The organism is Aquabacterium sp., from assembly GCF_041915145.1.
Lineage (GTDB): Bacteria > Pseudomonadota > Gammaproteobacteria > Burkholderiales > Burkholderiaceae_C > Aquabacterium.
Genome location: NZ_JAYSBZ010000045.1, coordinates 1 through 16,331 on the forward strand (window position 1 = coordinate 1; position 16,331 = coordinate 16,331).

General features: G+C 63.5%; 16 protein-coding genes. 1 reads left to right on the forward strand and 15 read right to left on the reverse strand.

Features of this window, described 5'->3' with window-relative positions; genetic code table 11:
* Window positions 1–1,570, reverse strand: a 1,570-nt coding sequence (gene dnaX / locus ACE3SS_RS09660) for a DNA polymerase III subunit gamma/tau (RefSeq protein WP_374593338.1), incomplete at its 3' end; no start/stop codon positions are given.
* Window positions 1,571–1,736: 166 nt separating this feature from the next.
* Between dnaX and ACE3SS_RS09665 the strand changes: the two genes are divergently transcribed.
* Window positions 1,737–3,122 (forward strand): DEAD/DEAH box helicase, encoded by a 1,386-nt coding sequence (locus tag ACE3SS_RS09665; RefSeq protein WP_374593340.1) that lies wholly within the window; start codon window positions 1,737–1,739, stop codon window positions 3,120–3,122.
* A gap of 87 nt (window positions 3,123–3,209) precedes the next feature.
* Here the strand turns inward: ACE3SS_RS09665 and ACE3SS_RS09670 are convergent, their stop codons facing one another.
* The 14 genes from ACE3SS_RS09670 to uppS all read right to left on the reverse strand — a co-directional run bounded on the left by ACE3SS_RS09670 (window position 3,210) and on the right by uppS (window position 16,274).
* A complete protein-coding gene (locus ACE3SS_RS09670) occupies window positions 3,210–3,389 on the reverse strand; it encodes a hypothetical protein (RefSeq protein ID WP_374593342.1) in 180 nt (59 codons plus the stop codon).
* A gap of 179 nt (window positions 3,390–3,568) precedes the next feature.
* The gene (gene yaaA / locus ACE3SS_RS09675) at window positions 3,569–4,342 is read right to left on the reverse strand and encodes a peroxide stress protein YaaA (RefSeq protein WP_374593344.1); all 774 of its coding nucleotides are present in this window, start codon (window positions 4,340–4,342) and stop codon (window positions 3,569–3,571) included.
* Between the two features lie 100 nt (window positions 4,343–4,442).
* Complete coding sequence (locus ACE3SS_RS09680; protein ID WP_374593346.1) at window positions 4,443–5,228, reverse strand: TrmH family RNA methyltransferase; 786 nt, start codon at window positions 5,226–5,228, stop codon at window positions 4,443–4,445.
* Window positions 5,229–5,233: 5 nt separating this feature from the next.
* The gene (gene rnhB, locus ACE3SS_RS09685; protein ID WP_374593348.1) at window positions 5,234–5,875 is read right to left on the reverse strand and encodes a ribonuclease HII; all 642 of its coding nucleotides are present in this window, start codon (window positions 5,873–5,875) and stop codon (window positions 5,234–5,236) included.
* Window positions 5,847–6,992, reverse strand: coding sequence for a lipid-A-disaccharide synthase (gene lpxB, locus ACE3SS_RS09690; RefSeq protein ID WP_374593350.1), 1,146 nt, complete (start codon window positions 6,990–6,992; stop codon window positions 5,847–5,849). Before lpxB ends, rnhB begins: the two co-directional genes overlap by 29 nt.
* 8 nt (window positions 6,993–7,000) lie before the next feature.
* Window positions 7,001–7,789: an acyl-ACP--UDP-N-acetylglucosamine O-acyltransferase gene (lpxA, locus tag ACE3SS_RS09695; protein WP_374593352.1), complete on the reverse strand. Its 789-nt coding sequence runs from the start codon at window positions 7,787–7,789 to the stop codon at window positions 7,001–7,003.
* An 11-nt stretch (window positions 7,790–7,800) separates the two neighbouring features.
* Window positions 7,801–8,241 (reverse strand): 3-hydroxyacyl-ACP dehydratase FabZ, encoded by a 441-nt coding sequence (gene fabZ, locus ACE3SS_RS09700; protein WP_374593354.1) that lies wholly within the window; start codon window positions 8,239–8,241, stop codon window positions 7,801–7,803.
* Window positions 8,238–9,269 carry a UDP-3-O-(3-hydroxymyristoyl)glucosamine N-acyltransferase gene (gene lpxD / locus ACE3SS_RS09705; protein WP_374593356.1) on the reverse strand — a complete coding sequence of 344 codons (1,032 nt, stop codon included), beginning with the start codon at window positions 9,267–9,269 and terminating at the stop codon, window positions 8,238–8,240. Before lpxD ends, fabZ begins: the two co-directional genes overlap by 4 nt.
* Window positions 9,270–9,284: 15 nt before the next feature.
* Window positions 9,285–9,797 carry an OmpH family outer membrane protein gene (locus ACE3SS_RS09710; RefSeq protein WP_374593358.1) on the reverse strand — a complete coding sequence of 171 codons (513 nt, stop codon included), beginning with the start codon at window positions 9,795–9,797 and terminating at the stop codon, window positions 9,285–9,287.
* A 2-nt stretch (window positions 9,798–9,799) separates the two neighbouring features.
* Complete coding sequence (bamA, locus tag ACE3SS_RS09715) at window positions 9,800–12,097, reverse strand: outer membrane protein assembly factor BamA (protein ID WP_374593360.1); 2,298 nt, start codon at window positions 12,095–12,097, stop codon at window positions 9,800–9,802.
* A 2-nt stretch (window positions 12,098–12,099) separates the two neighbouring features.
* Entirely contained in the window at window positions 12,100–13,464 is a 1,365-nt protein-coding gene (rseP, locus tag ACE3SS_RS09720; RefSeq protein ID WP_374593362.1) for an RIP metalloprotease RseP, read from the reverse strand.
* On the reverse strand, window positions 13,458–14,672 hold the full coding sequence (gene ispC, locus ACE3SS_RS09725) for a 1-deoxy-D-xylulose-5-phosphate reductoisomerase (RefSeq protein WP_374593364.1): 1,215 nt from the start codon (window positions 14,670–14,672) through the stop codon (window positions 13,458–13,460). The genes rseP and ispC overlap by 7 nt, the downstream gene beginning before the upstream one ends.
* Complete coding sequence (locus ACE3SS_RS09730) at window positions 14,665–15,516, reverse strand: phosphatidate cytidylyltransferase (protein ID WP_374593365.1); 852 nt, start codon at window positions 15,514–15,516, stop codon at window positions 14,665–14,667. Before ACE3SS_RS09730 ends, ispC begins: the two co-directional genes overlap by 8 nt.
* A 20-nt stretch (window positions 15,517–15,536) precedes the next feature.
* Window positions 15,537–16,274 carry a polyprenyl diphosphate synthase gene (gene uppS / locus ACE3SS_RS09735; RefSeq protein ID WP_374593367.1) on the reverse strand — a complete coding sequence of 246 codons (738 nt, stop codon included), beginning with the start codon at window positions 16,272–16,274 and terminating at the stop codon, window positions 15,537–15,539.
* Between the last annotated feature and the right edge of the window lie 57 nt (window positions 16,275–16,331).

A 16,331-nucleotide genomic window follows, 5' to 3' on the forward strand; every position in this document is an offset into this window, starting at 1 on the left:
TCACCGACATGCATTGCGACTGACAGGCCAACTCGCGCACCAAAGCCGTGATGGCGCCAGCAGCCGACATCTGGGCGACCAGCTCCGCCCAACGCAGCCCCAGCGGGTCGTCGAACCGGGGCACCTCGGCGCGCGGCGCCGCCGGCTCGGGGCTCGGCATCTCGCGGCCGACCATCGCGCTCGGCGCGACCTCATCGGGCTCGCCATCCGGCGCGTCCACCCAGGGAGGGATCTCGCCGACGTCATCAGGCGGCGCTTCGCGCACCGCGCTGTCGGCTGCCAGACGCGGAGGCGTCGACACAACCGGTGCGGCAGGACGCTGGGGCGCATGAACCTGAATTTGTGCAGCCTGCGGTCGCTGCAGCGCTCGTGCCGGGGCCACCTCGGCCACTTGCGGAGCCGATTCGGCCGCATGCTCGACGGCAGCCGGGAGCTTGGCGCGCCCCTCGCCCGGCGCAGCATGGCTGCCACCCGGCATGAATGCCAGCATGCGCAGCAACACCATCAGCAAGCCACCATATTCGTCAGGCGCCAACGACAACTCGGCCCGGCCATGCAGGGCAATGCTGTAGAGCAGCTGCAATTCGTCGGCGGCCATTAGGCTGGCCAGGCGCGCAGCCAAGGTGGCGTCCGGGTCGTTCACGTCCACCGCACCGGCGCCCACGGCATGAACCACCGCCATGCGCTGCACCAACTCGGCGAGATCTTCCAGCGCGCCGGCCGCAGACAGACCCAGCGTGCGCAAGGTTTCGACCGCCTGCACCAACCCCGCGCCGTCGCCTGCGGCGATCGTTTCGATCAGGCGCACCACATGACTGCGATCGACCGAGCCCAGCATCTGCCGCACACCGGCTTCGTCGAGCTGCCCACCGGCAAAGGCGATCGCCTGATCGGTCAGCGACAAGGCGTCGCGCATCGAGCCCCTGGCCGCACGCGCAATCAGGCGCAGCGCGGCGGGGTCGGCTTCGATGTGCTCGGTTTGCGCAATCGTCTGCAGATGCTCCAGCACCGTCTGCGCAGCCATTGGCCGCAAATTGAACTGCAAGCAGCGAGACAGCACCGTCACCGGCACCTTCTGCGGGTCGGTCGTGGCCAGCACGAACTTCAAATACTCGGGAGGTTCTTCGAGCGTCTTGAGCATCGCGTTGAACGCGGTGGTCGAGAGCATGTGCACTTCGTCGATCATGTAGACCTTGAAGCGCCCCACCACCGGCTTGTAGACCGCCTGATCCAGCAGCTGGGAAATCTCTTCAACGCCGCGATTGGACGCTGCATCGAGCTCGACGTAATCGACAAAACGGCCGGCATCGATGTCTCGACAAGGCTGGCACACGCCACAGGGCTGCGCCGTGATGCCGCCCTGCCCGTCCGGCCCGGTGCAATTGAGGGACTTGGCCAAGATCCGCGACACCGTGGTTTTGCCCACGCCGCGCGTGCCGGTAAACAGGTACGCGTGATGCAAACGTTGCTGCGTCAAGGCGTTGGCCAGGGCTTGCACGACGTGCGACTGCCCGACCATCTGCTCGAAATTGCGCGGGCGATATTTGCGGGCCAAGACCAAATAACTCATGACACGATTCTACGAGGCACCCGAGTCACGGATTTCTCACAACATCGATTTGCAAAAAACATGGCTCAAGAGACGCTTGGGCCCTACAATTTCAAACGGTGGTTTACATGCCCTAAGTAACCGTCACAAAAAAGCAGTTCACAACCATTGCCCAAGGGCCCTCCAGATGTCGTTCGAATCACTGGGACTCGCCGAGCCCCTGCTGAAGGCCGTTGCCGAAGCTGGCTATGCCAGCCCCACGCCCATCCAGCAACAAGCCATTCCCGCAGTACTTGATGGCGGTGATCTGCTTGCCGGCGCACAGACCGGCACCGGCAAAACCGCCGGCTTCACCCTCCCGCTGCTGCACAAACTGGCGTCCTCACCCGCCATCACCGATGCCAAAGGCCGTCGGGCCATTCGCGCACTGATCCTCACCCCGACGCGAGAGCTCGCCGCGCAGGTCGAAGAAAGCGTGCGCGTCTACGGCAAATATCTCCCGCTGCGCTCGATGGTGATGTTCGGCGGAGTCGGCATGGGCGCTCAAATTGAGACGCTGCGCCGCGGCGTGGACATCCTCGTCGCCACCCCCGGTCGATTGCTCGACCACCACCAGCAAGGCACGCTGGATCTGAGCCAAGTGCAGCATTTCGTCCTCGACGAGGCCGATCGCATGCTCGACATGGGCTTCATCCACGATATCCGTCGCGTGCTGGCCGTCCTGCCATCCAAGAAGCAGAGCTTGCTGTTTTCTGCCACTTTCTCCGACGAGATCAAGGCGCTGGCCGAGCGACTGCTGAACCAGCCCCGCGTGATCGAGGTTGCCCGCCGCAACGCGACCGCCGAAACCGTGCAGCAAAAGGTGCACCCCGTTGACCGCGATCGCAAGAAGGACCTGCTCCTGCACCTGATCCAGCAGAACAACTGGTTCCAGGTGCTGGTGTTCACGCGCATGAAGCATGGCGCCAATCGCCTGGCCGAGTTCCTGAACAAGAACGACGTGACGGCGATGGCCATCCACGGCAACAAGAGCCAGAGCGCCCGCACGCGAGCCTTGTCGGATTTCAAGAGCGGTGAGTTGCAGGTGCTGGTCGCCACCGACATCGCCGCCCGGGGCATCGACATCGACCAGTTGCCCCACGTCATCAACTACGAGTTGCCCAACGTCCCTGAAGACTACGTGCACCGGATCGGCCGCACCGGGCGAGCGGGCGCCGAGGGCGAAGCCATCTCGCTGGTCTGCGTGGACGAGGAAGGCTTCTTGAGCGGCATCGAAAAACTCATCAAGCGCAGCATTCCGCGGGAGGTGGTATCAGGTTTCGAGCCTGACCCGAATGCGCGCCCCGAACCGATCCAACTGGGCCGGCGCGTTCTGTTTGGGGGACAAGGCAAGCCCCAGGGCAACGACCGCGGACCCGGTGGCAATCATGGTCGGCCGCCGCAGAATGCCGGACGCGGGGGAACCTCGAACTCACGGCTGCAAGGCAGCGGCAATCGCGCCCCCCGCTCGGCTGGCCCGCAAGGCGGGCACGGCGGCGCGCCGAATCGCAATCGTGGGCGCGGCCACAGCTAGATCGAGGCCGCTCCCCAACAAAAAACCCGGCCAAGGCCGGGTTTTTTGTTTGCCCCGCCCGAAAACCGGGCGGAACAAGATGCTCGATTAGTTCGAGGCAGCAGCCGAAGCAGCAGCGGCCTTCTTGGCCTTGTGGTGCTTGGCAGCATGCTTCTTGGCCTTGGCGGGAGCCGAGGCAGCAGCCGGAGCAGCGGCGGGAGCCGAAGCTTGAGCGAAAGCGGTAGCAGCGAAAGCGGTTGCGACAACAGCGGCCAGCAGTTTTTTCATTTGTGACTCCTTGTTCAGGTAACTCGAGTTGAACTGAGCATGTGCTCAGCAGCCTTAACGACAGCCGTTTACCGCTGGTTGACACAAACTCAAAAAAATTTTGCTCCTCATCGGCGCCGACGTTCAGCCCCCCGCCAACCAAGCCGGCCTGCACCGTTTCAGCGCATCGGATCAAGGCTTCACTCGATCTTGCGTCGAAACACCAGGCGTTCCGGCGTCGACGCGGCAGCGTCAAAGCCATAGCCCTCGCTGTCGAAGCGCTGCAGATCCTTCACCGACTTGATGCGGTGCTGCACGACGTATCGCGCCATCAGTCCCCTCGCCCGCTTGGCATGAAAGCTGATGACCTTCCAGGCGCCGCCCTTCCAGTCCTCAAACACGCACTCCACCACCGGCACCGCCAACGTCTTGCACCGGACTGCCTTGAAATATTCCTGAGAGGCCAGATTGAGCAGAACCGGATGCGGGTCATCCGCCAGCCGCTCGTTGATGTGGTGCGCCAGGGCATCGCCCCAGAAGGCGTACAGGTCCTTGCCCCTCGGGTTGACCAGCTTGGTGCCCATCTCCAGCCGATAAGGCTGCATCCAGTCGAGCGGCCGCAAGATGCCATACAGACCGCTCAGAATCGCCACGTGGTCTTGCGCCCAGGCCAAGTCAGCAGGCGACAGTGTCTTGGCATCGAGCCCCTCGTAGACGTCGCCATTGAAGGCCAGCACGGCCTGCTTGCTGTTGCGCGCCGTGAACTTCTTGCTCCAGGCGCCGTAACGGGCGACGTTCAACGTCGCCAGCGCATCGCTCAGATCCATCAACTCGGCGATCTGCGCGGGAGTCTTGGGCTTGAGCACCTCGATCAGTTCCGCCGACTGGCTGATGAACTGGGGCAAGGTGTGATCCGCCACGGTAGCGGGGGTGTCGTAATCGAGACTCTTAGCGGGCGACAGAACGATCAGCATGGGAACAAGGCTAGACGATCAAAATGCAAAGGCGCAAGGGTAGCAGTGCACCGATAACGTCAAAGCCTGCTCGGCATTAACTACCCCGCCCAGCCCCTGCTCACCGCGCCTGGCGCTGGCGCATCGACTCGTACAAGCAGATCGACGCGGCCGCCGCCACGTTCAACGACTCTTCGCCACCCGGCTGAGGAATGGTGAGCAGACGGTCGCAACGATCGAGGATGGCCGCGTCCACGCCCTGCCCTTCGTGGCCCAGCACCCAGGCGCAGGGGTCGGGTAACGTCACATCCATCACTGCTTCAGACACGTGCGAGCTGGTGGCCAACAGCGGCACGTGCAATTGATCGAGCACAACGGCATCAACCGACTCCACGAGATGCAGGCCGAAGTGCGCGCCCATTGCGGCGCGCAGCACCTTGGGGGACCACAAGGCGGCCGTGCCTTTCAGCGCCACGACCTGTCGCACGCCCAGCGCCGACGCACTGCGCAAGATGGTGCCGACGTTGCCCGCGTCTTGCAGGCGATCGAGCACCACGGTACGCACGCCGGGCTCGACCGCCGAGCTGGCAGCCCAGCTCACCAGAAAGCCGATCTGCGCGGGAGACTCCAGACCGCTGATGCTCTTGAACAAGCTGGCCGGCACCACCGCGACCCGAGCCGCCCGCTCGGCCAGTGCCCGCCAGGCCGGCTGGCTCCAGGCCTCTTCGGTGATCACGCAGTGCTGGGGCTGCACGCCGCGAGCCAGACAAGCCGAGCACAGGTTGTCGCCCTCCAGCCAGAACTCGCCCAGCTTGCGATACGCGGTGGCGTCTTGCGCCAGCTTGCGCACTTTGACCAGCAAGGCGTTGTCGCGCGAGGTGATGGCAACCGGGGCGGCACTCGGCATATTGTTCAACCTTGACTGCTGCGGGACTGGATCACCAAGCGCACCGGCCCGAAACTGCGGCGGTGCGCCGGGCAGGCGCCGTGCTGCTGCAGGGCCGCCAGATGATCGGCCGTCGGATAGCCCTTGTGCGTGGCGAAGCCATATTGCGGATAGTGCGCGTGCAAATCGAGGCACAAGCGGTCGCGATGCACCTTGGCCAGGATGGACGCTGCCGAGATGGCCGCGACCTTGGCGTCACCTTTGACGATGGCCTCGGCCGGCACCTTCAGTGGCGGCAAACGGTTGCCGTCCACCAGGACCTTGCCCGGCTTCAGCCGCAAACCTTCGACGGCACGACGCATGGCCAGCATGGTGGCGCCCAGGATGTTGAGCTCTTCGATTTCGTCCACGCTCGCCTCGGCGATCACCGAGCACAAGGCCTTGGCGCGGATTTCGTCGAACAGGCGCTCACGCACCCGCTCGCTGAGCTTCTTAGAGTCACCCAACCCCACGATGGGCTGCGTGTCGTCCAGGATCACCGCTGCGGCCACGACCGGGCCCGCCAGCGGGCCGCGACCCGCCTCGTCAACCCCAGCCACCAGCCCGACGAAATCAGCGTCCCAGTCGAGCGGCATCTGCTCAGCGACCAATGGTTTGCGCGATCGCATCGGCTACCCGGTGCACGGTGTCGCACCGCAACTGGTGATGAAGCGCCGTGAAGCGCGCCTGCAGTCGCTCGACGCGCGGCGCGTCGTCAAGCCAGGCCAGCGTCTCGCGAGCCAGGTTCTCGGGGCTGGCGGCGTCCTGCAGCAGTTCGGGTACGACGAAATCGCGCTCCAGAATGTTCGGCAGCCCTACCCAAGGTTGGTAGCGCATGCGCTTCATGATCTGCCAGCTCAACCCGCTCATGCGGTACGCGATCACCATCGGGCGCTTGAACAGCGCGGCTTCCAGCGTGGCCGTTCCGCTCGCGATGAGCGTGACGTCGCACGCCGCCAGCACCTCGTGCGAGCGGCCGTCAACCAACTGGACCGGCACCCCCGGCGCATGTGTCGCCATCGCGGCCTCGACGGCCGCGCGTCGCCCCGGCGCCACCGGGAGCACAAATTTCAATTGCGGCCGAGCGCGATGAATCAGCTGCGCCGCTTGTGCAAACACCGGCGTGATGTGCTTGATCTCGCCGCTGCGACTGCCGGGCAGCAAGGCCACCACCTGATCGCGCTCGGACAAGCCCAATGCGGCACGACTGGCCCCACGCGGCGGCTCCAGCGGAATCGAGTCCGCCAAGGGGTGCCCGACGTAACTCGCCTGAATGCCCTGCGCTTGGTAGATCTCGGGCTCGAACGGGAACAGGCAAAGCATGCGATCCACCGCCTGCCCGATCTTGGCCACCCGGCCGCCGCGCCAAGCCCAGACCGAGGGGCTCACGAAGTGGATCGTCTTGATGCCCCCCTGCTTGAGGCGCGCTTCCAGACCCAGGTTGAAGTCGGGGGCGTCCACGCCAATGAAAGCGTCGGGGCGCTCGGCCAGCAGACGTGTGCCCAGCTCGCGGCGGATGCCGGACAACTCGCGGTAGTGCCGCAACGCCTCGGCATAGCCGTGCACCGCCAACTTGTCCTGCGGCCACCAGGAATCGAAACCTTGCGCGAGCATGCGCGGCCCGCCGATGCCGAAGTTGCTCAAACCCGGCCACCGTTCGCGCAGCCCGCTCAAAACCAAGCCTGCCAGCAGGTCGCCCGAGGCTTCTCCGGCCACCCAGCCCAGTCGCGGCGCCTGCCCTGCCATGCCCGCCCTCAGCGGACGATGCCGCGCGCGGCACCCGCCAGAAAGCTCAGCATCATGTCGATGTCGGCCACCGATTCGGGCTCCTGGCCGCGCAAGGCGTCCAGTTCGGCGCGTGCTCCATCAAGGGTCAAACCCTTGCGATAGATGATGCGGTACATCTGCTTGAGCACGGCCAGCCGAGCCGGCGAGAAGCCCTGACGACGAGGCCCCTCCTGGTGCGCGTTCTGTGCCTCCGCCGGGTTGCCCGCCGCCATGACGAACGGCGGCAGATCTTGCGACAGGCGCGTACTGAATCCCACCATGGCGAAATCGCCGATCCGCACGAATTGGTGCACGCCGCTCAAACCGCCAATCAGGGTGCGGTTGCCGATCTCGACGTGACCGGCCAACTGCACGGCATTGGCGATCACGTTGTGGTCGCCGATCACGCAGTCATGGGCGATGTGCACGTACGCCATCACCCAGTTGTCGTTGCCAAGGCGGGTGAAATTCTTGTCCTGCACCGTGCCGGTATTGAAGGTGCAGAACTCGCGAATGGTGTTGCGGTTACCGATCAGCAACTGCGTCGGCTCACCGGCGTATTTCTTGTCCTGCGGGGCGGCGCCCAGCGAGCAGAACTGGAAGATCTGGTTGTCTTGCCCGATCCGGGTGTGGCCTTCGATCACGCAATGCGGCCCGACACGGGTACCGGCACCAATCTCGACGTGAGGACCGATCACCGTGTACGAACCGATCTCGACCGAGTCGGCCAGCTTGGCCAACGGGTCGACAACGGCGGTGGGGTGGACTGAAGCCATGCAACCGCCCGTCAAACGATCGAGCGCATCGTGCACATCAGGTCGGCCTCCACGGCCAGCTCTTCGCCCACCATGGCGCGCACCTTGAACTTGTAGACCCCCACCTTCACGCGATCGAAGATGGCGTGCAGCATGAGTTGATCGCCAGGCTCGACGGGTCGCTTGAAGCGCGCGCCGTCAATGCCGGTGAAGTAGAAAACATTGGTGTCGTCGGCCACGATGCCCTGCGTTTCGAACGCCAGCAGCGCTGCGGCCTGGGCCATCGCTTCGAGAATCAGCACGCCCGGCATCACCGGACGATGAGGGAAGTGGCCCTGGAAGAACGGCTCGTTGATCGTGACGTTCTTGATGGCGCGGATGTGCTTGCCCTTTTCGAGCTCGACCACGCGGTCCACCAGCAAGAACGGGTAGCGATGCGGGAGTTTCTTCAGGATCTGGTGAATGTCCATCATGATTTGCTTTGCTTTTCAAGAGCGCGAATGCGTTCGCGCAGGGTATGCAGTTGGCGCAAGGTGGCAGCGTTCTTTTCCCAACTGGCGTTGTCGTCGCATGGGAAGCTGCCGCTGTAGAGCCCCGGTTTCAATATCGAGCGCGTGACCACCGTCGCGACCGACACGTGCACGTCGTCAGCCAGGGTCAGGTGCCCCAAAATGTTGGCCGCGCCGCCAATTTGGCAGCGCGAGCCGATGATGGCGCTGCCCGCAACGCCGACGTTGCCCGCCATCGCGGTGTGGGCACCGATACGCACGTTATGGCCGATCTGGATCAGGTTGTCGAGCTTGACGCCGTTTTCGAGCACCGTGTCACCCAAGGCGCCGCGATCAATGCAGGTATTGGCGCCGATCTCGACGTCGTCACCGATGCGCACGGCACCGAGCTGCTCGATCTTTTCCCACTGCCCAGCGGTCGGCGCGAAGCCAAAGCCATCGGCACCGATGACCACGCCGCTGTGGACGATGCAGCGCTCACCCAGCGAGCAGTCGAACATCACGGACACACGCGGCGCCAGACGGGTCTGAGAACCAATGCGCGCGTCGCGACCGATATAGCACTGGGCTCCGATGCTCGCGCCATCGCCAATGAATGCTCCTGGCTCAATGACCACTCCAGGCCCGACAAACACGCCGGAGCCGATGATCGCCGAAGCATCGATGACCGCGGTTGGATGGATGCCAGGCGCCACAGAGGGGCGCATACGAGCAGCCCACCATTGAGTGAGGCGTGCGAAGTAGAGGTAGGGGTCCGGCGTGATGATCGCGGCACCGCGGGCCACAGCGTCTTCCCGCAGCGCGGGGCTGGTGATCACGCAAGCTGCCTCGCAAGCCGCCAACTGGCTGCGCATGCGTGCGCTGGACAAAAACGTGATGCTGTCGGGCGTGGCTTCTGGCAGCGGGCTGATGTGGGCAATGGTCAGCTCAGGAGAGCCGATGAGTTCACCACCCAAAGCGGTGACGATGTCACCCAAAACAAGTTCAGACACGGCCGGCGCACCACGTCACTTGCCAGCGGGCTGGGCATTCAGCGCCCCGATCACCTTGTCGGTGATGTCGATGCGCGGGCTGGCAAAAACAGCCTCTTGAACGATGAGGTCGTATTTCTCTTTTTCGAAGATCTGCTTGATGACCTTGTTGGCCCGCTCGAACAACGCAGTCTGCTCTTCGTATTTGCGCTGGTTGAAGTCTTCCTGCAACTCGCGGCGCTTGCGCTGGAATTCGCGATCTTGCTCGACCAGATCGCGCTGCCGGCGGCCACGATCGCTCTCGGACAGCGTGGGCGATTCTTTATCAAGCTTGTCGGATGTGGCCTTGATGCGGGCAGCCATCTCGTTCAGATCTTTCTCGCGCTTGCTGAACTCAGCTTGCAGCTTGTCGAGTGCGGCCTTGGCCGGCACCGAATCGCGCAGCAGTCGCTCGCTGTTGACGTAGCCGATCTTGAAATCCTGCGCGCTCGCGCTTGCCGAGATGGCAAAAAGACAACCCGCGAGCAAAGACAACAAAGAAGTTCTCATGGTTAGAACGCGGAGCCGATCTGGAATTGGAAACGCTCGATTTTATCTTCTGGCTTGCGCCGATAAGGTGAGCCGAAACTCAGTTTCAATGGGCCGACAGGCGAGATCCAGCTCAGCCCGACCCCCACCGATGATCGCAGCGAGTTGCCGATATCCCATTTCTCGCCAACGCCCCAAACGTTACCTGCGTCAACGTAACCGAACAGCCGCAAACTGCGATCATTGCCGACCCCGGGGAACGGCACATAGAGTTCGCCATTCAGGTTGAGCCGGCGGTTGCCGCCAACATAAGCGCCTGTCACGTCCAGAGGCCCCAAGGTACCTTGTGCAAAGCCTCGCACCGAACCCAGGCCGCCTCCATAGAAATTCTTGAACACAGGGTAAGTTCGTCCTTCAAGGCCCACGCCCCAGCCCAGTTCGCCGTTGAAGCCAAACGTGACGCGATGGGTGATCGGCCAGTATTGCTGGTACTGATAATTGCTGCGCAGGTACCGTGTATTGCCCGCCGCGCCCCATTCCATGTTGAGCCGCTGATATCGACCATTGTTGGGCGCGATGGCACTATCCCGCGCGTCGCGTTGCCAGCCCAATGTCAGCGGCACGGAATGGCTGACGTCACCAAATTGCTCGCGATAGAGCAGATACGAATTCGGCAGACCCGTCGAACCACGGATCTCGGTGCTTTCGACCCCCCCCCCGAGGAAGACGGTGTCGTATTCGGTGACGGGCACGCCAAAGCGCAGCGCAGCGCCTGGGGTGATGAGCTCGTAGTCACCACCTTGCGTGCTCAGCGGTTTCGAGGTGCGGTAGTACACATCAAAGGCCCGCGAAATGCCATCGTCCGTGAAATACGGATTCACCGAGCTCAACACCACCGTGCGGTTGTATTTGCTGGTGTTCAACTCGACACCAAGGTAGTTGCCTGAACCGAAAATGTTGTCTTGCTTGATCGAGGCGCTCAACGTGAGCTTTTCGGCGCTCGAGAAACCAGCACCCAACATCAAATTTCCGGTAGGACGTTCTTCGACGTTCACCGTCAAATCGACTTGATCCTGCGTGCCTGGCACTTCGGTGGTGTCAACGTTGACTTGCTTGAAATAGCCCAGGCGATCGACGCGCTCACGAGACAGCTTGATCTTCTGGCTGTCATACCAGGACGACTCGAACTGGCGGAATTCGCGGCGCACCACTTCGTCGCGGGTGCGGCTGTTACCGGCCACGTTGACGCGGCGGATGTAGACCCGCTTCTGCGGCGCGGCAGTGAACACGCCCACCACCTGGCCGGTGACACGGTCGATCTCAGGCCGGAAATCGACCTTGGCAAATGCATAGCCGAAGGCACCAAACCGGTCAGCCATGGCGCGAGTGGTTGCGGCCACGTCTTCGGCACGGTAGGGCTCGCCTGGCTGCATCGTGACCAGCGCCTTGAACACATCGTCCTTGCCGAGGTAGTCGCCCTCCAGGCGTACCCCGGTCACGATGTAGCGCTGCCCTTCATCAATGTTGACGGTGATCGAGATGTTCTGCTTGTCGGGCGAAATCGCAACCTGGGTCGAGAGAATGTTGAATTCGAGATAGCCGCGATTCAGGTAGTAAGAACGCAGCGTTTCCTGGTCGGCATTGAGCTTGGCACGCGAGTAGCGATCCGACTTGGTGTACCAAGTCAGCCACCCACCGGTGGTCAGGTCAAGCTGCGACAGCAAAGTGCTCTCGTCAAACGCGTGGTTGCCGACGACGTGGATCTCCTTGATCTTGGCGACATCGCCTTCGCGCACCGTGAAGGTCACGTTGACGCGATTGCGCTCGATCGGCGTGATGGTCGTGACCACCTCGGCGCCGTAGAGGCTGCGCGTCAGGTATTGGCGCTTCAACTCCTGCTCGGCGCGATCCGCCAAGGCGCGGTCGAACGGCAGGCCCTCGCCGATGCCGATGTCTTTCAGTGCCTTGACCAGAACATCCTTGTCGAACTCCTTGGAGCCGACGAACTCGACGTTCGAGATCACCGGCCGTTCTTCGACGACCACAACCAGGACGTTGCCATCGATTTCGATGTGAACGTCCTTGAACAAACCCGTGCTGAACAAGGACCGCAAACCGGCCGAGCCCTTTTCGTCCGTGTAGGTGTCACCCACGCGGAACGGCAACGATGCGAACACGGTGCCGGCATCAGCGCGCTGCAAGCCTTCGACCCGGATGTCCTTCAGCACAAAGGGCTCAACAGCCAGGGTCGGCTGTTGATGAAAAAACGCCGCGATGGCTGCGGCGATGAGGACTGGTTTGAATCGCGTTGGTTTGAGCATCGTTATGGGTGGAACCAGTAGCGGACCACGTCGTTGTAGTGTGCGAGTGACATCAAGAGCAGCAGAATCGCCAACCCGCCCCGCTGCAGCCGCTCAAGCCACACATCCGGTATCGGTCGCCCAGTCACCCACTCGAAAAGATGATACATGAGGTGCCCCCCATCCAACGCCGGGATGGGCAGCAGATTCAGGGCTCCGAGGGTAGCGCTCATCGACGCGACAAAGCTGACGAACACGACGAAACCCAGCTGCGCCGCCTGCCCGGCCATGTCGGCAATCGAGAACGTGCCGCCGAGGTTCTTGATCGATGACTTGCCGATCACCAGCTGGGCCAGCATCTTGACGTTCAGCATGGCGATTTCGCTGGTGCGCGCCAGCCCCCGGCGCAAGCCCTCGATGGGGCCATAACGCACCACGATCATGTCGAGCGGCCCACCGATCACGGCTTGCACCTTGGCGACGTTCTTGTCGCCGTCCATCTCGATCACCGGATGCACGGTGACCTCGATGGTTTCGCCTCGACGCTCGACACGCCAGCGCATATCCAGCGGTCGCCCTTGCGCCAGCGAGGCCCGGATGGTCTGCCGCAGACCGGATGCGTCACGTACGAGCTGATCGTTCACCGCCAGAACACGGTCGCCCTCGCGCAGCCCCGCCTTGAACGCCGGTCCATCGGCCTTGACGGGCCCCAGCACCGGATCGCGATAAGGCTCGTCGAGCCCGACGCGCCGCATCAACTCGCGATCCACCGGTGTGCCAAACAACTCGTGCAGGTCGAGTGACACTTCATGCCGGTGGCCGCCGCGCTGGTCGGACACATCGAACTGCACGGACTGGTTGTTGAGCACGGCCGTCGAGACGTACCAGTTGATGTCGTCCAGAGACTCGATGGGTTCCCAGTCCTTGTCGCCGACCCGAATGGCATGTACTGCGTCGCCGGCCGCCAGCCCGGAGCGGGCGGCGGGTGAGCTCATGACCGGTGTACCCAAGATCGGCTTGGCGACGTCGACGCCCATCCAGAAAGTGGACGCATACAACAGCAAGGCCAGCACGAGGTTGGACAAGGGGCCGGCAAGCACGACCCATGAGCGCTGCCACAACGGCTTGCGGTTGAACGCCCGATGCTGCTCGCTGGGGTCGACAGGCCCCTCGCGCTCGTCGAGCATCCGAACGTACCCGCCAAGCGGGAAAGCCGAAACCACAAACTCGGTTTCAACACCTTGTTTGCGCCACAGAACCGGGCCAAATCCGACCGAAAACCGCAAGACCTTGACGCCGCAGCTCACGGCCGCCCGATAGTGCCCCCACTCGTGCACCACGATCAGGATGGCGAGGGTGAGCAAGAACGCCCAGAACGAAGTCAGCATGCCAGCTCCTTGGCCACGTCGGCGGCTACACGGCGAGCCAACTCATCGAGACCCAGCAAACCTTCAAGGCTGTGCACCGCGCCCGCATCGATCACGGTGCGCTCAAGCGCCCACTCGTTGACCGCATGGATCTGATCGAAGCGCAGTGCGCCGCGCAGAAATTCAGCCACGGCGACCTCGTTGGCCGCGTTGAGCACCGCCGTGCTCCCGGCCGGGCCGTTGAGCGTCTGCCAGGCCAGCTGCAGCCCGGGGTAGCGCGCGGCATCGGCGGGCTCGAAGGTCAAGGCCGACAGCTGGGTGAAATCGAGTGCCGACGCCCCCGACTCGATGCGATCCGGCCAAGCCAGCCCATACGCGATCGGCACTCGCATGTCCGGCGTGCCCATCTGGCCGAGCACGGAGTTGTCGCGGCACACCACCATCGAATGCAGGATGCTTTGCGGGTGGATGACGACGCGAATGCGATCCGGCGTGAGGTCGAACAGCCAGCGCGCCTCGATCACTTCGAGCGCCTTGTTCATCATCGTGGCCGAGTCGACCGAAATCTTGCGGCCCATGACCCAATTGGGGTGCGCGCAGGCCTGATCAGGCGTGACATCGCGCAACGTGGCGGGGTCACGCGTCCGGAACGGTCCGCCGGAGGCCGTGAGCACGATGTGGTCGATGCGCTGCGACCAGGTCGAGCGATCTTCAGGCAGACACTGGAAGATGGCCGAGTGTTCGCTGTCGATGGGCAGCAGTTGCGCTCCGCCCTCGGCCACGGCCTGCATGAAAAACGCGCCGCCCACCACCAAGGCCTCTTTGTTGGCCAACAGCAGCCGCTTGCCTGCACGCGCCGCAGCGAGGCACGGCGACAAGCCGGCCGCCCCGACGATCGCGGCCATCACGGCATCGACGTCGGTGTGTGCTGCCACGTCGCACAGCGCGGTTGCCCCGGTCAGCACTTCGGTTGGCACGCCGTTTTCTCGGAGCGCAGCCCTTAACGTGATCGCCTGCGCCTCGGTTGGCAACACGGCATAACGCGGCTTGAAGGTGAGGCATTGAAGCAGCAGCGCATCCACCCGACTGAAGGCCGTCAGCGCGAAGACCTCGTAGCGCTGCGGATGCCGCGCGATCACGTCGAGCGTATTGGCCCCGATCGACCCGGTGGAGCCCAGCACGCACACGCGCTGGCGTACCGCAGACGGACGCGAAAGATGCTCAACCATGATTCAGCGACACCAGATACAGCGCAATGGGCAACACGGGCAGCAAGGCATCAATGCGGTCCAACACCCCGCCGTGCCCGGGCAACAAGGCGCTGCTGTCTTTGGCGCCCGCCTGGCGCTTGATCAGCGACTCGAACAGATCGCCCACCACGCTCATGGCAGCCAGAAACAACACACCCGCCACCAGGCCGACAACGCCGAGCTGGCGCTCCAGAACGGTGTAGATGCTGTCGGACCCCAGTGCCACATGCCGATCAACCGCCATCCAGCCAAAGGCCAGCAGCAAGGTGCCGATCTGCCCAGTCCAGACCCCTTCCCAGCTCTTGCCCGGGCTGATGGCAGGAGCCAGCTTGCGCTTGCCAAATGCACGCCCGCCGAAATAGGCCGCCACATCTGCCGCCCACACCAGACAAAACACCGAGAGCAGAAAGTTCAGGCCACGCTGCTTGGCCACAGCCATGGCGCCCCAGGCCAGCCAAAGCACGACCACCCCGATCACCCAGCGCAACGACTGCGGCCACCGGGCCCACAACGCCCCGCCGCCGCGCAAAACCAAGGCGCCACCCAGCACCCAGGTCAGCACAGCGAACAGCCACAAGCTGCCTACGCCATCCAATTGCCAAGCCCACCCTGACACCAATGCCCAAGCGCCACCTGCGGCAACCAGCCCGCCTAGCGCCAGCGCCCCCGCGCCGGTGAGGCCGTTCAATCGAGCCCACTCCCAACCTCCGGCCCCGATGAAGACCAGGGTCAATACGGCAAATGGCCATGCAGTCGACGCGGCCAGCGCGGGCAGCAATACCGCCAGCAGCACCAGTGCCGTGATCACACGTTGTTTCAACATGAAGAATGCGCCTTAGAAATTCAAGCTGATGGTGCCCCAGCGGGGTTCCCCTTGACCAAGCCAAATCGCCGGTCACGCCGGGCGAAGTCCGCCAAGGCTGCGTCCAGCTGCGCCTCGTCGAAATCAGGCCACAGGCAGTCGGTGAAATACAACTCCGAATACGCCACTTGCCACAACAGGAAGTTCGAGATGCGGTACTCGCCGCCCGTGCGGATGAACAGATCCGGATCAGGTGCGTGGCGCAAGGCCATGTAACCGGACAAGCGCTCTTCGGTGAGCTCTTCGGGGCGCAGGCCATCGGCCAACGCCTGTTGGCAGGCCTGCACGATATCCCAGCGCCCACCGTAGTTGAACGCGACGTTCAGATTCAAGCGCGAGTTGTGCGCCGTGCCCTGCTCGGCCTCGTCCCAGGCCGCGCGCACCTTGTCGGACACCATGGCCCGATCGCCGATGATGCGGATGCGCACACCTTGCGCCTCCAGCCGCCCCAGATGCTTGGCGACCGTGCTCATCATCAGGCTCATCAGGCCCGACACCTCTTCTTCCGGGCGCCGCCAGTTCTCTGAGGAAAACGCGAAGACGGTGAGGTGCCGAATCCCGCGATCGGCGCAAACCTGAACGATGCGCACCAGCGCGTCGACGCCCTGCTTGTGCCCTGCCACGCGAGGCAAGAAGCGCTTGTTGGCCCAGCGCCCATTGCCGTCCATCACGATGGCCACGTGCGCCGGAGGCACCGCGCCGCTTGGAGTCTTTGACATCGCGAACCTTCTCAATACGATCGCTTGAGGCGCCTGCCGCACAAAAGTTCAGCGCCC

Excerpts from the sequence above, each read along its gene's own strand:
- ACE3SS_RS09665 (WP_374593340.1), top strand. The coding sequence starts at position 1,737 with ATGTCGTTCGAATCACTGGGACTCGCCGAGCCCCTGCTGAAGGCCGTT.
- ACE3SS_RS09670 (WP_374593342.1), bottom strand. The coding sequence starts at position 3,389 with ATGAAAAAACTGCTGGCCGCTGTTGTCGCAACCGCTTTCGCTGCTACC.
- yaaA (WP_374593344.1), bottom strand. The coding sequence starts at position 4,342 with ATGCTGATCGTTCTGTCGCCCGCTAAGAGTCTCGATTACGACACCCCC.
- ACE3SS_RS09680 (WP_374593346.1), bottom strand. The coding sequence starts at position 5,228 with ATGCCGAGTGCCGCCCCGGTTGCCATCACCTCGCGCGACAACGCCTTG.
- rnhB (WP_374593348.1), bottom strand. The coding sequence starts at position 5,875 with ATGCGATCGCGCAAACCATTGGTCGCTGAGCAGATGCCGCTCGACTGG.
- lpxB (WP_374593350.1), bottom strand. The coding sequence starts at position 6,992 with ATGGCAGGGCAGGCGCCGCGACTGGGCTGGGTGGCCGGAGAAGCCTCG.
- lpxA (WP_374593352.1), bottom strand. The coding sequence starts at position 7,789 with ATGGCTTCAGTCCACCCCACCGCCGTTGTCGACCCGTTGGCCAAGCTG.
- fabZ (WP_374593354.1), bottom strand. The coding sequence starts at position 8,241 with ATGATGGACATTCACCAGATCCTGAAGAAACTCCCGCATCGCTACCCG.
- ACE3SS_RS09710 (WP_374593358.1), bottom strand. The coding sequence starts at position 9,797 with ATGAGAACTTCTTTGTTGTCTTTGCTCGCGGGTTGTCTTTTTGCCATC.
- bamA (WP_374593360.1), bottom strand. The coding sequence starts at position 12,097 with ATGCTCAAACCAACGCGATTCAAACCAGTCCTCATCGCCGCAGCCATC.
- rseP (WP_374593362.1), bottom strand. The coding sequence starts at position 13,464 with ATGCTGACTTCGTTCTGGGCGTTCTTGCTCACCCTCGCCATCCTGATC.
- ispC (WP_374593364.1), bottom strand. The coding sequence starts at position 14,672 with ATGGTTGAGCATCTTTCGCGTCCGTCTGCGGTACGCCAGCGCGTGTGC.
- ACE3SS_RS09730 (WP_374593365.1), bottom strand. The coding sequence starts at position 15,516 with ATGTTGAAACAACGTGTGATCACGGCACTGGTGCTGCTGGCGGTATTG.
- uppS (WP_374593367.1), bottom strand. The coding sequence starts at position 16,274 with ATGTCAAAGACTCCAAGCGGCGCGGTGCCTCCGGCGCACGTGGCCATC.